Annotated in this window: 18 protein-coding genes; 13 read left to right on the top strand and 5 right to left on the bottom strand. The window is 67.5% G+C overall.

The annotated features are described in order from the left end of the window. Positions 1-30: 30 nt before the first annotated feature. Entirely contained in the window at positions 31-366 is a 336-nt protein-coding gene (locus J2847_RS32035) for a hypothetical protein (protein ID WP_209782786.1), read from the bottom strand. Positions 367-425: 59 nt separating this feature from the next. Continuing rightward, positions 426-1,190: a helix-turn-helix domain-containing protein gene (locus J2847_RS32030; RefSeq protein ID WP_209782785.1), complete on the bottom strand. Its 765-nt coding sequence runs from the start codon at positions 1,188-1,190 to the stop codon at positions 426-428. Between the two features lie 199 nt (positions 1,191-1,389). Between J2847_RS32030 and J2847_RS32025 the strand changes: the two genes are divergently transcribed. Then, the gene (locus tag J2847_RS32025; protein ID WP_209782784.1) at positions 1,390-1,860 is read left to right on the top strand and encodes a hypothetical protein; all 471 of its coding nucleotides are present in this window, start codon (positions 1,390-1,392) and stop codon (positions 1,858-1,860) included. An 11-nt stretch (positions 1,861-1,871) separates the two neighbouring features. Here J2847_RS32025 and J2847_RS32020 read toward each other — a convergent pair whose 3' ends face one another. The 3 genes from J2847_RS32020 to J2847_RS32010 all read right to left on the bottom strand — a co-directional run bounded on the left by J2847_RS32020 (position 1,872) and on the right by J2847_RS32010 (position 2,993). Then, complete coding sequence (locus J2847_RS32020) at positions 1,872-2,120, bottom strand: hypothetical protein (RefSeq protein WP_209782783.1); 249 nt, start codon at positions 2,118-2,120, stop codon at positions 1,872-1,874. A 15-nt stretch (positions 2,121-2,135) separates the two neighbouring features. Next, positions 2,136-2,360: a hypothetical protein gene (locus J2847_RS32015; RefSeq protein ID WP_209782782.1), complete on the bottom strand. Its 225-nt coding sequence runs from the start codon at positions 2,358-2,360 to the stop codon at positions 2,136-2,138. A gap of 195 nt (positions 2,361-2,555) precedes the next feature. Beyond that, complete coding sequence (locus J2847_RS32010) at positions 2,556-2,993, bottom strand: hypothetical protein (protein WP_209782781.1); 438 nt, start codon at positions 2,991-2,993, stop codon at positions 2,556-2,558. Positions 2,994-3,383: 390 nt separating this feature from the next. On the opposite strand from J2847_RS32010, the gene J2847_RS32005 reads away from it, so the two are divergent. From J2847_RS32005 to J2847_RS31950, 12 genes are all read left to right on the top strand, one after another. Beyond that, a complete protein-coding gene (locus J2847_RS32005) occupies positions 3,384-4,202 on the top strand; it encodes a hypothetical protein (protein ID WP_209782780.1) in 819 nt (272 codons plus the stop codon). 3 nt (positions 4,203-4,205) lie between these two features. Continuing rightward, a complete protein-coding gene (locus tag J2847_RS32000; RefSeq protein ID WP_209782779.1) occupies positions 4,206-4,505 on the top strand; it encodes a hypothetical protein in 300 nt (99 codons plus the stop codon). Further along, positions 4,502-4,816, top strand: a complete 315-nt coding sequence (locus tag J2847_RS31995) for a hypothetical protein (protein WP_209782778.1) — start codon at positions 4,502-4,504, stop codon at positions 4,814-4,816. Before J2847_RS32000 ends, J2847_RS31995 begins: the two co-directional genes overlap by 4 nt. Continuing rightward, complete coding sequence (locus tag J2847_RS31990; protein WP_209782777.1) at positions 4,809-5,078, top strand: hypothetical protein; 270 nt, start codon at positions 4,809-4,811, stop codon at positions 5,076-5,078. The genes J2847_RS31995 and J2847_RS31990 overlap by 8 nt, the downstream gene beginning before the upstream one ends. A gap of 16 nt (positions 5,079-5,094) precedes the next feature. Continuing rightward, positions 5,095-5,559 carry a Lar family restriction alleviation protein gene (locus J2847_RS31985; RefSeq protein ID WP_209782776.1) on the top strand — a complete coding sequence of 155 codons (465 nt, stop codon included), beginning with the start codon at positions 5,095-5,097 and terminating at the stop codon, positions 5,557-5,559. A 4-nt stretch (positions 5,560-5,563) separates the two neighbouring features. Next, a complete protein-coding gene (locus tag J2847_RS31980; protein ID WP_209782775.1) occupies positions 5,564-6,463 on the top strand; it encodes a hypothetical protein in 900 nt (299 codons plus the stop codon). Positions 6,464-6,474: 11 nt separating this feature from the next. Then, positions 6,475-6,729: a hypothetical protein gene (locus tag J2847_RS31975; protein WP_209782774.1), complete on the top strand. Its 255-nt coding sequence runs from the start codon at positions 6,475-6,477 to the stop codon at positions 6,727-6,729. Beyond that, positions 6,726-7,973 (top strand): hypothetical protein, encoded by a 1,248-nt coding sequence (locus J2847_RS31970; RefSeq protein ID WP_209782773.1) that lies wholly within the window; start codon positions 6,726-6,728, stop codon positions 7,971-7,973. Before J2847_RS31975 ends, J2847_RS31970 begins: the two co-directional genes overlap by 4 nt. Before the next feature lie 164 nt (positions 7,974-8,137). Further along, on the top strand, positions 8,138-8,593 hold the full coding sequence (locus J2847_RS31965; RefSeq protein ID WP_209782772.1) for a host-nuclease inhibitor Gam family protein: 456 nt from the start codon (positions 8,138-8,140) through the stop codon (positions 8,591-8,593). Then, a complete protein-coding gene (locus J2847_RS31960) occupies positions 8,590-8,913 on the top strand; it encodes a hypothetical protein (protein WP_209782771.1) in 324 nt (107 codons plus the stop codon). The genes J2847_RS31965 and J2847_RS31960 overlap by 4 nt, the downstream gene beginning before the upstream one ends. 1 nt (position 8,914) lies before the next feature. After that, on the top strand, positions 8,915-9,613 hold the full coding sequence (locus tag J2847_RS31955; RefSeq protein ID WP_209782770.1) for a DUF6362 family protein: 699 nt from the start codon (positions 8,915-8,917) through the stop codon (positions 9,611-9,613). Between the two features lie 256 nt (positions 9,614-9,869). Continuing rightward, positions 9,870-10,385, top strand: a complete 516-nt coding sequence (locus tag J2847_RS31950) for a hypothetical protein (RefSeq protein ID WP_209782769.1) — start codon at positions 9,870-9,872, stop codon at positions 10,383-10,385. Positions 10,386-10,595 lie beyond the last annotated feature (210 nt).

Raw genomic sequence — 10,595 nt, 5'->3', positions numbered from 1 at the left:
GCTCAATTAATTACATCATGAGAGCTATTATTAAAGTGGGAAATTCGCCTTATTGGCCTTTTTTGCGCTAATAAGTTCCGCAACCCTTGCCCCCGGCAGTCGCGCGCTGCGTGTAGCGGGGAGCCCTTCCTGGAGCGTGTCGAGCAGCTTGAGCAGGAGCGCGGCGTCCGGTGCATGCGCCGCCAGCTCGCGCGCCAGGGTCAGCTTCACGTCAATGTCGGCGTCGCTGCCGATCGGGTGGCCGGCGACCGCGACGGTCAGGGCGTGGGTTTCGGCCGCAAGGGCAGGGGGGGCCGGCTGGGTTGCGCGCTCGATCCGGCGCACCGCCGCTTGCCGCTTCTTCCAGAGTTCGGGCAGTGTTTCCATAACGGAAATGCTAAGCAGGACCTAGAATGTCGGACGCCGCCATCGGGCGGCTCCGTCCGTCAGGTCGGGTCCTTCGCCGCTTTCTTGCGTGGGGTGCCGCCGGTGCCGAAAGGCCGGCCGGGTTTGCGCTGGTGGGGACGGCCCTCCTCGTCGACCAGCGACTGTAGGTGCTGCTCCAACTGGCGGTGGATGCCCAGCGGAATCATTGCGGTGATCCCCCGATACAGCCAGTCCAGCGACAAGCCGAAGTGGTCGCACAGCGGTTCCAGCTTTTCAGCGTCGGGAAGAGCTCGGCCGTACTGAAGGACGGTGTAGCGGGACTGCGAGACGCCCATCAGCTCGGCCATCTCAATGACCGTGAGGCCGGCAAGCAGACGCGTGGCTTCGACGCGTTGGCCGACTTCCAGGTACGGCCTCTCGGGGAACTTGGAACGGATCGGCATGGCCGGGATTATGGCTTTATCGCGGTGCGGCGTATTTGCACTTGGCGCGCTTATAATCCCAGGTTGCTTAATAGCTTCTTCAAAGCTATTAATTTGTTTGTGTTCCGGTTGAAGAGGCTGCGGATGACGCAAACACACCTTGTCGCGCCCGGAGACCGCGTGGTGCAGCTCCTGGAGCTGCACCGCCGTTATCTGGCTGGCGCCAACCTCGATGTCCTCGGCGCCGAGTGCGGCCTCGCCGGGCGCACCGTCCTGAAGCGGTTCCATATGCACCGGCTGCCGGTCCGACCGCGCGGTCAACCGCGCCGCTCCACCAAGCACGCCGGCGTCAAGGGCTGACGATCCATGCTGCACGTCTCCCCATCGATAACGGCTCGCCATTCCCGCCCTCTCCCCTCTGCCTCACGCGACGGCTGCGTGCGGCGTGCCGCGTCGATCCCGCCAGAGCCCGGTTCTCGGGCTTGGCTGTACGCCTTGCCGACATACTGGGGTATGCGGGGTGCGGGAATCCAGGGCCATGGTCGACGCGCAATGCGAGAGGCCCGACCGTACTGTCGGCGGCACGGGGGACCCAAGCGCCATGAATGATACAGTTCATGGAGTTGGCCCGCGCACCCGCGCCTATCTGCGCGCCCGGTTCGACGCCCCGCGCGCCAAGGCGGTCGCCAACGAACTCGGGATCAGCGTCCCCCTGGCCAACAAGCTGCTGGGCGGCTACGCGCCGCGCATGTGGCTGTTCGAGGAGATGGTGGCGCGGTGGGACGGCGAGTTCCTGCGCTCGGTCTTCGCCGAGGCCTACGCCGCCGAGGACGCCCGCCTCGGCGAGCTCGAGGCCGAGGTGCAGGCCCTGCGCGCGGCCCTGGCCACCGCGCGCCAAGCCGTTGGCGGGTTCGTCGACGGCGACGGGTTGAGCAACCTGCCGTCCGGCGCCGCCGAGCTCGACGACCTGCCCAGCAACCGGATCGCCGAGCTGGTGGGCCAGCTGGTGGAGACGCTGCCGGCGAAGGTGCGGGCGGCCCAGCGCGTCGATGATGGGGAGTTGGTGTCTTGACCGGCGCCGGACTATTCGGGCGCGGTGCGCGACCCCGCCAAGGCGGCGATCAGGGCGTTCAGGGTCCGGGACAGTTCGTCCACGCGCCCCTCCAGGTAGGCGATCCGCTCGTCCTGGCTGGCGTGATCGGAAGCCGCGGGGCCGCCCTCAAGGGCACGGTCACCACGACCGATGCGGTCCTCCAGGACCGCCACATTCGCGGCGAGCTTGGCGGTCTCTTCGGCGATGTCGAGTTCGTCAGCTTTATCGTTGCTGGTCATCGCGCCCTCTCAGGCCTATCCGCTCACGGCGGGCGGCGCCGGCCGTGCCGCCGGGGGCTCGTACGGCCGCATGATCGCCACGAAGCGCTGGTCCATGCTGGACAGCCAGGACGACAGGCCGCGCATTTCCCCACGCAATTCGGCGATGGCCTCGGCGTGCCGGCGCTGTTCGGCCTGCACGTCGCGGACCATGCCGATCAGCGTGTCCAGTTTCTCAAACAGTTCGGTGTCCTTGCTCATGCTCGGGGTTTCCGGAGACGGTACGAGGGTAAGAAATACCCCTCGAAGGTACATTATCCAGAAACGGGCCGGGCGAAATTTTTCGCTCACCGGGTTGAAGGCGGTTTCCGGAATTCCTTGGGTTCCTCCTGGGCCTGCCCCCCGCCAGCCCGCAAGCTGGTGGGGGACTTTTTCGGACTGCGGGCCAACGGTGAGTTACATCAAGAGCTCCAGCGTGCTCACGACGCGAAGGGCCGCCTCCCTCTCTTCCTCGTTGAGTTCATTGACGAACGATTCTGCAAGCGCCCCCATGACCCCTTGCGGAATGGCTTTTCTGGCTTCCAAGACACCTATAGCTCTGACGATGAATTGGGAGAGAATGTCCGTTTCGGTCTGAAGTTTCTTGATTTCTTCGTTATGGCAATAGATGGATATATATGCATTCCTCAAACTTCGCGGGACTGGCGATTTTTCATCATTCGAGGATTTGGAATACTTCAGAAGATTGGGGAGCTTTGGATCACCATAACTCTCCTCAATCCTGATTTTTTCCGTGTTTCCAACAAGATGGTTGAGGAAATCAAGTTCATTCTTCAATTTGGTGAATTGGCTAGCGAGTTCATCTATTTTCTGTTCAGCAGTAACTTCAGACATAGAGGTTGCCTCCATGGGTTGATTGGCGTTGACCATGGTAGGCAGCGCGCGAGCGGGAGTCGATCCCGCTCGCGCCTCGATTGCATACAGCGATATGTGCCGCAGTCAGGTTCTTTCGTCTCCTGGTCCGGCCACTTGACCCGGCATACGGGTTTCTCCATGTTGCCTTATGGAGCTAGCAACTCCTTCAAGGCGGCAGGCCGCCCGCGCATTTTTGCGATGCGGCCTTTTTCACGCTCGGACTCTGTCCGGCGCGTGTCTCCCTATGGCGGGAGTCGGGTAGCGGTAACGCCCCGGCATGTCCTTGAACATGTGCTAGCTCCCGCCACCAGGGCGGCTCTAGCAGGCTTTCCGGGTGGCGTGGTCAACGCCCTCAAGGGAGCTTGCGCCATGGCCGAAGCCGACGACGCCACAGATCCGGCTGCGTTTATGCCGACGGACCTGAACACCACCATCAACCACGAGCCGCGCATCTTGGATCTGCGGTTGGCTCAAGGGTTGGGGTTCGCCCAACCTCGCGACATCCGGAAGCTGATCGAGCGCCATCTGCCGGCGCTGCAACGGCTCGGCCGAATTTGCGCCATGGTGGCGCAAATTCGCGGCAGGGGCCGTCCCGCGACCGAATACTGGCTCACCAAGAAACAGGCGATCTACATCGCCACCAAGTCCGAGACGGACCGCGCCACCGACATCACCATCGCGGTGGTGGAGGTGTTCGACGCCGCGGCCGCCGGCGCCGTCCCGGGCCTGTCCGAGATCGAGGCGGACGTCGTCGGCCAGCTGCGCCGCATGACGCCGGCGCAGCGCGAGCGTCTGCGCACGGCCGCCGTCGCCGGCGGGCTGAAGTCCCAGGGCTCCGCCAGCGCCCCCGGCGCGGCCACCCTCCCGCCGCCGGCGCCGGAGCCGTTCTTCTGCACCGACTGCGCCGTCCGCCGCGAATGGCTTTCGCGCCCCGAGCTGCGCGAGCGCGCCGCCGCCCGCCCTCCGGGGGCGGCCACCTACGCCGACCTTCAGCATTTCCCGATGCTGGGCGGCCCGATCACCAACCTGGAGATCGGCCTTATGACGGCCTTCCGGATCGCTCAGAAGGAAGGCGCGGAACGGATCAGGCAGGAGGCCCTGCGCACCGTCGCCGCCGCGCTGGACGTGCCGATCGGCGAGGTCCCCGCCGTCCGACGCCTGCCGGCGCCGCCGAAGAAGGGGGCGTGAACCATGGCCAGCGTCCTCCGCCAGTGCTTCCACCAGGCCCGCCAGCCGCACCATTGCTACCTGTGCGGCCACCCGATCCGGACCGGCGATCGCTACCTCGCCGTGACCTTCCGCGGCACCGGCCGGGACGGCTGGGTCGGGCTGCGTTTCGCCAAGGCCTGCCGCATCTGCCATCCGGACGAACTGTGCCGGTGCAGCGACTGCGACTTCATCGTCGGGCACGAGCCCGCCGAGCCGGTGCGCGACTGGCTGGCGCCAGTGACCGCCAAGCCGCCCGCACCCGCAGCTGGGGGGCAAGCATGATGGCCGCCCCGACCCTGGTGCTCCGCCCCGCCACCCGCCGCCGGCTCCTGGAGGTGCTGCAACCCTTCGCCGCCATCGCGGAGGGCCTGCACCCCGACCTGGACGCCGACTGTGCGGTCCTGCGCCACTTCAAGAACGGCGGCGCCGTGCTGTCCGGCCGCGACATCCTGGAGGCGGCCGCCCTCTTCACCGAGCTGGGCGGGCAGAAGCGGCGGCCCTCCCTCGGCCCGCTCGACCACCTCGAGCAGCTGATCGCCCTGCTTGAGACCCACGCCGCCGACTACGCGCTGGATGGAGTCGCCCATGTCTGACGCCACGTCCTTCAGCCCGCGCTCCATCGCCTTCGCGATGGCCCTCGGCGCATCGGCGGAGGCCCTCCGCCAGGAGCACGGCCTGACCGGCTCGGAGCTGACGGAGGCGGTCGCGCTGTTCTCGGCCGCCATCGTCGGCAGCAACGCACAGCCGGGGAACGCGGATCTGGTCCTGTCGCTGCTGCAGCTCTCCATGAACAACGCGGCCCACGCCTTGGCCAGCCAGGGCCTGTGGTTCGACCCGCATGTCCAGCCGTCGTGACCAAGGGGGACTGACCATGGCTGAGCCAACCATTCCGGCGAGCCGCCCCTGCGGGCACTGCGGCGGCACCGACGTTTTCGTAGAGCGCGAAGACCTGTGCGCCTATCAGGCACGCTGCGACGGCTGCGGCGCGCGGGGGCCCATCGTGGAGCATGGCGACTACATCACGGACGACGGTCGCGGCCAGGAAGCCGCTCGCGCCGCCTGGAACCAGCGCTTTCAGCCGCCGGCGGAAGCGCTGATCTATCCAGACGTGATGACGCCGGCCCTGCACGATGCGCTCGGGGTCATGAACTTCCAGAGCGGACCGGTTGCCCATGCTCTTCGGGCGGGCGGTGCGGACATCAAGCGACGGTGCGAGGACGAACAGGCCCACGTCCTGCACTGGTTCATCCAGCTCGCGCTCCGGCACGACGAGGGTTGGCGGAAGGTCGTCGGGGACGAGATGAAGCGGCTGGCAAATGCCGCCAGGAAGGGCTGAGGCCATGGACCAGACGACCGAACAGCAGGATGACGCGCTGTCCTTCGATCCGTTCGACGGCGATTTCGGCGACCGGGAAACCCGCGTCGTCGACGCGATCGTCGACGCCCCCGCGCCCATCCGGTGCCATGTGTGCGCCGGGCCGATCCATGCCGGCACGAAGGTGCGCCGCATCGTCGAGACCCGCGCCGACCTGGAGGGCATGCCGGCCGAGGACGCCGGCGTCGTCACCGCCGCCGACATGGCCGAGTACGAGCGGACCCGGACCGAGTTCCTGATCTGCTCGACGTGCTGCGACGCGGCCCGCAACGATGCCGTGGACGAACGCGGGGACGGTAGGCGGCTGGAGCGCCGTTACGGCGTCGGCGAAAGGCGGCGGATCATGGCTGAACCGCTCGACACCGGGTCGCTTTCCCGGACGCAGCGGAAAATCCTGCTGCTCATGCGCACGCATGGGCCGGCGTCGTTCGCCGGCGGAACGCGGACGTTCGGGTATCGTGTCACCGAAAACGGCGTGCTGATCCAGGCCTACCAGGCCCCGGAGCTGTTCCTGTGCCGCCGTGGGCTGATCCGCACCGCTCCGATGAACGCCCCTGGCCGCTGGTATCGGCTCACCGAGCAGGGCGAAGCCCGGGCGGCGCGGCTCGTCGACCCATCCGCCCGGCGGGGCGGTCGGGGCTACGTGCCGCCCGCCGTACCGGACGAGGGGGCGATCCTCGCGGCGCTCCGCCATGCCGTCGACCAGGATGACCCGGCACTTGCGCGCTACCCAGCCGCTCCGGAGACGATCGCGGCGATCCGGCGGGGGTGGCAGCTGCGCGGCTGGATCCGGCTGCAGCGGTTCACAGGTCACGGCCGCGCGGCGGCCGCAAGAATGGTGGAAGTGCAGGGGGAGCGAGGATGATGGACCAGTCGATGCAGCGCTTATGCGGCACGCCCTACGAGCGCGTGGACGCGGCTTGGCTGCGGCTGCGGGCCGCTTGCCGGATCGCCCCCATCAGCTCGGCCTGGTCGCGGCCGGACCTGTGGGTCCGCCGCGCACTCGGCCTCGATCCCCAGCGCCTGACCCTGTCCGATGCGGAGTGCGTCTGCGCGGCCATGGAGCGGGACTTGACCACCGTCCGGGGACTCCGGCGGCCGGAGAATCCGGCAGCAGCAGGGACACCATGACGACGGAAAAGACCGATGGCTTTCGGCTGACCGCTGCGCGGTTTCGTCTCGCGGTGCTTCTGTCGGACCTGACAGAGGCTCACAAGGTGGTCGCCGGCCTCATGCTGGAACATCTGCACGGGGAAACCGGCCGGCGCGATGGATCGCTGGTCACCTGGATCGGCGTCCCGACCATGGCGGCGGTCCTGGGGCTGCATCCGCGCACGATCAAGGCCGCGCGCACCACCATGCTCGACACCGGGATCCTGGTCGACTGCCACGAGGGTGGCCGCGGGGCCGGCGACACCAAGTGCGTGGAGTTTTCCATGCGGTGGCTGGAGGACATGGAGGCGAAGCTGCGTCAGGGTGGTCAGTTCGCCAAGCTCGGCAAGGGCAAGGGGCAGAAGGGTGACCGGACGGCCACCCTTCCCGGCCTGTTCGACCGCACGGCGGATGGCGGGATGGGTGACAGGACGACCACCCATTCCAGCGCGGATTTCGCGGGCGTGAAGGGTGGCGAGGACGCGATGGGTGATTCCTCTGTCACTCTTGTCGCACCTGATGCCCAAGAATCCCACCCCCAGGCTGTGGACAATCCGGCCGCACGCCCCCTTTCTGTGGATAAATCCGGCTCCGAAACGGTCCAGGACACGGCAAGGGTGGCAATCGCTGCCGATAAGGGTGGCAGCGAGGCCTCGATAAGGGTGAACGTGGAATCACCCGAACATATAGTTAAACAGGGATCTAACCCCGCGCGTGCGCGCACGCGAGGCCCACGCCAGCCGGGTCAGCCACCCATCCCCTCCGCCCAGCTGAACATCATGCTGCCGATCGACTGCGGTCCGGTCGGCCGTGCCATGGCCGAAAGCCGAGCGGCCGCTGCAGCGCGAAGCGATGGCCACCTGGAGACGCTGCTGGAACGGGCAGGGGGGCTGCTCGGCGATCGTGGCAAGGGCAACCTCGCCGTCAGCGCCCTCCAGTCGACCAACCCGATTCTGTTCCAGGGACTGATCCGCGGCCAGGAACTCGGTGACCCTGAACTCCGGACCGCCCTGAAGGCGGCTCTGGATGCCTGCCAGGGGGCGGAGGCAGTGCCGGCCTCCGCCCCCCTGGCACCGCCCCCAGCAGCCCCTCCCGCGCCTTCTCTGGGCGTTTCGGAGGAGGTTGTGGCGCTGACGGTCACCAAGGTGCTGGCTGCCATGGCACCGACCCTCGTCGCTGCCACCCTTGCGGCCCTCCGGGGCGAGCAGGCGGCAGCAGCATGATAGGATAATTGTCCTCCAAGGTGGTATTCTCTACCCCTATCGTGTGATACTACTCCTACCTTCGGGGCGCCCTTTCTGCGCCTGTTTGGGGGTGTAGGGTGGCCGAAAGGGGCACGCCAAAGGCGGTGGAAGGGGACATCCAGGACGCGGCTGAAGCGTCCAGGGTGCTGGTGGCGATCGCATCGGCTGAACGGCAGCTGGCAGCGGTCACAACCGACCTGGTCACCGACGTGGCGGCCCTGCAGGCGGCGGCCGAGACGCGGGCGGCGCCGCTGCGCGCCCGCATCGAGGCGCTGACCGCGCGGTTGGAGAGCTGGGCGACCCGGCGCCGCATCGGTCGGGCCCGGTCGATCACACTGACCACCGGCCGGCTGTGCTGGCACCCGCGCCCGGACAGCTTGGCGATCGCCGACGAGGCGGCGCTGGTCCGGTGGCTGCAGAGCAACCGGCCGGCCCTTTTGCGCAACAATGTTTCCATCGACCAAGCGGCGATCCTGGCCGATCCGGACGCCGCAGCCACCCTGCCGGGCGTCACGATCCGGCCGGGGCGCGAGGCCTTCGTGGTCGCGGCCGCCGCGGTGCCGCCGGCGCGCCGTCCGTTCCAGCGGCACGAGCCATGATGGGCGAGGTGGCCATGTCGTTCAGCCGTGCCGAAATCAAAGCCATGCGGCCCGCCGAGGCCTTTGTCACGCTGCAGGGCCTGCGCGAGAAGCTGCGCACCATCGGCCTGGACGCCGAGGCCTACGACACCACCCTCGGCCTCCTCGAGGAGCAGCTGGTGCGCGGCACCGTCGTCGACGCGCGCGACGTAATGGCGATCGCGCAGGAGGTCCTGCACGGGCAGCGCAACGATGGCGCCATGGTCAATCCCGAGCTGGTGCCGGCGCTGATCGCGGGGCTGTCGGCGCTGACCAACACCCAGCCGCTCGCCGGCGTCTGACATGGGCCGGAAGAAGCAGGGGCGCGACCGGCGCGCCGCCCGCCAGCTGACGGCCAGGGAACTGCGCGAGCGCGCCGTGCGCCAGCAAGACCGGGCGACGCGCAGCCTGCTGGCCCAGGCCGAATCCCTCCGCTTCTCGATCAGCGACACCCGCCACATCCCGATGCCGACGATGCCCACCACCACCCGCACCGTGTCCTACCCGGTCGGCGGCCGCCGCGGCGCCCACGACGACTACCGCCGCGCGCCGCACACCGCGACGGCCGCGATCCCGCCCTGGCAGCCGGCGCCGGGCGAGGAGCTCCTGGAGGGGCCGTGGGGCGGCTCCGGTGGCTGGACAGTGGAAACGGTGCGGGAGTGGCTTGCCGAGGCGATGGAGACGCTGCGGGCCTGCCCGAAGGACCACCCGGGCGGCTGGCGTAGCTCGATGCCGGACGTCATCCACCAGGCCGCCCTGGCCTATGGGTGGTCGGAGGCGCGGATCCGGATCCTGCCCACGCCGTCCGAGCTCGGCCGGCTCGACGTGGTGCTGCAGTGGCTGTTCCTCCTTGAGGGCATCGACCAGCGGAAGGCGGTCACCGCGGTGGCCATGGGCATCTCGCTGCGGCGGGTCGCCAAGGCGCTGCACTGTTCGCACACCCACGTCGCCACGCTGGAGCGCAAGGCGGTCGAGCTGCTCGTCGCCACGCTGAACGGCTGATGGGTGATTCCAGAGACACCCTTACGGCGGCGGTCGCCACCCCTATGCAAGCGCATGCCAAAGGGTGGTCAAGGGTGATTCCTCTGTCACCCTTGGGCGGCCGCCACCTCGTGGGCGAGGGTGATTGCGGAATCACCCTTGGGAGGGTGGTTGCTGCGTCGCCCTTCGCTGCACGTTTAAAAATAATAGTCCTCTTGAAGCGATTTACCCGACTCGCTACGTGTCCGCCTCATGCATGCAAGCGAAGGGGAAGCGCATGAGCGGTAATTTCAAAATTGTTGAGACTGTCACGCTGGCCCACAAGGAGATCATCATCGGCACCAGTGGACGTCGGGTTTGGCGCCCGGAGGCTGAGGTCTCAGTGCACCTTGAAGGCAATGTGACCACCCGTCCCGTAATCACCTCTTGGGGCGACACGTCGCTCTCTGAAGCTGAGGCCGATGTGGTGGCGCGGGCCGCTCGTTGGAACCTGGCTCGCAAGCTGGCGGCTGTGGCGAGCGTGGAGGCAACGGATTTCACGGCGGTGCGCACCGCCGAAGGCTGGCGTTCGACTGTCCGTTGGGCTCTGGCTGACGGGCCGGACGTCACGGTCACCGTCCCCAGCTATGGCTCTCGGGAAGATGCTCGGGATGCTGCGCGCCAGATCGTGAAGGATGCGACCATCGCGTTGTCCCCGGCGGCTGACGATCCGATCCGCACTGGTGAGGGTGCGCCGCTTCCGACCCCGCACTGGTTCGGGCAACTCACCCGCTACGGCAGCGTTTTTCCGTAAGACGGCGCCGAGGGGTCAGCACTGGCGAGGGGGGTGGTGCCGCCGCCATCCTTGCCGGTGTCGCTTGCAAACTCACGATGCAAGCTGGATGACGCCATATGGGCGGCATGATGGCGTTGACATGACGCCATCATGACGTCACATTGGCGTCAATCAGGCGGCATTCAGCCGCCTATGTGCCGTCACAATGACAGCAATCCAGCACCATAA

Source organism: Azospirillum agricola (assembly GCF_017876095.1).
GTDB lineage: Bacteria > Pseudomonadota > Alphaproteobacteria > Azospirillales > Azospirillaceae > Azospirillum > Azospirillum agricola.
The sequence above is the reverse complement of the archived record's forward strand: the minus strand, read 5'-3'. Positions and strand labels throughout refer to the sequence as shown.

What these genes read in the sequence shown, in the direction of transcription:
- J2847_RS32010 (WP_209782781.1), bottom strand. Translation starts at nt 2,993, where the DNA reads ATGTCTGAAGTTACTGCTGAACAGAAAATAGATGAACTCGCTAGCCAA.
- J2847_RS31985 (WP_209782776.1), top strand. Translation starts at nt 5,095, where the DNA reads ATGGCTGAGCCAACCATTCCGGCGAGCCGCCCCTGCGGGCACTGCGGC.
- J2847_RS31960 (WP_209782771.1), top strand. Translation starts at nt 8,590, where the DNA reads ATGATGGGCGAGGTGGCCATGTCGTTCAGCCGTGCCGAAATCAAAGCC.
- J2847_RS32005 (WP_209782780.1), top strand. Translation starts at nt 3,384, where the DNA reads ATGGCCGAAGCCGACGACGCCACAGATCCGGCTGCGTTTATGCCGACG.
- J2847_RS31975 (WP_209782774.1), top strand. Translation starts at nt 6,475, where the DNA reads ATGCAGCGCTTATGCGGCACGCCCTACGAGCGCGTGGACGCGGCTTGG.
- J2847_RS31980 (WP_209782775.1), top strand. Translation starts at nt 5,564, where the DNA reads ATGGACCAGACGACCGAACAGCAGGATGACGCGCTGTCCTTCGATCCG.
- J2847_RS31995 (WP_209782778.1), top strand. Translation starts at nt 4,502, where the DNA reads ATGATGGCCGCCCCGACCCTGGTGCTCCGCCCCGCCACCCGCCGCCGG.
- J2847_RS31950 (WP_209782769.1), top strand. Translation starts at nt 9,870, where the DNA reads ATGAGCGGTAATTTCAAAATTGTTGAGACTGTCACGCTGGCCCACAAG.
- J2847_RS32030 (WP_209782785.1), bottom strand. Translation starts at nt 1,190, where the DNA reads ATGGCGAGCCGTTATCGATGGGGAGACGTGCAGCATGGATCGTCAGCC.
- J2847_RS32015 (WP_209782782.1), bottom strand. Translation starts at nt 2,360, where the DNA reads ATGAGCAAGGACACCGAACTGTTTGAGAAACTGGACACGCTGATCGGC.
- J2847_RS32035 (WP_209782786.1), bottom strand. Translation starts at nt 366, where the DNA reads ATGGAAACACTGCCCGAACTCTGGAAGAAGCGGCAAGCGGCGGTGCGC.
- J2847_RS32000 (WP_209782779.1), top strand. Translation starts at nt 4,206, where the DNA reads ATGGCCAGCGTCCTCCGCCAGTGCTTCCACCAGGCCCGCCAGCCGCAC.
- J2847_RS31955 (WP_209782770.1), top strand. Translation starts at nt 8,915, where the DNA reads ATGGGCCGGAAGAAGCAGGGGCGCGACCGGCGCGCCGCCCGCCAGCTG.
- J2847_RS32020 (WP_209782783.1), bottom strand. Translation starts at nt 2,120, where the DNA reads ATGACCAGCAACGATAAAGCTGACGAACTCGACATCGCCGAAGAGACC.
- J2847_RS32025 (WP_209782784.1), top strand. Translation starts at nt 1,390, where the DNA reads ATGAATGATACAGTTCATGGAGTTGGCCCGCGCACCCGCGCCTATCTG.
- J2847_RS31970 (WP_209782773.1), top strand. Translation starts at nt 6,726, where the DNA reads ATGACGACGGAAAAGACCGATGGCTTTCGGCTGACCGCTGCGCGGTTT.
- J2847_RS31990 (WP_209782777.1), top strand. Translation starts at nt 4,809, where the DNA reads ATGTCTGACGCCACGTCCTTCAGCCCGCGCTCCATCGCCTTCGCGATG.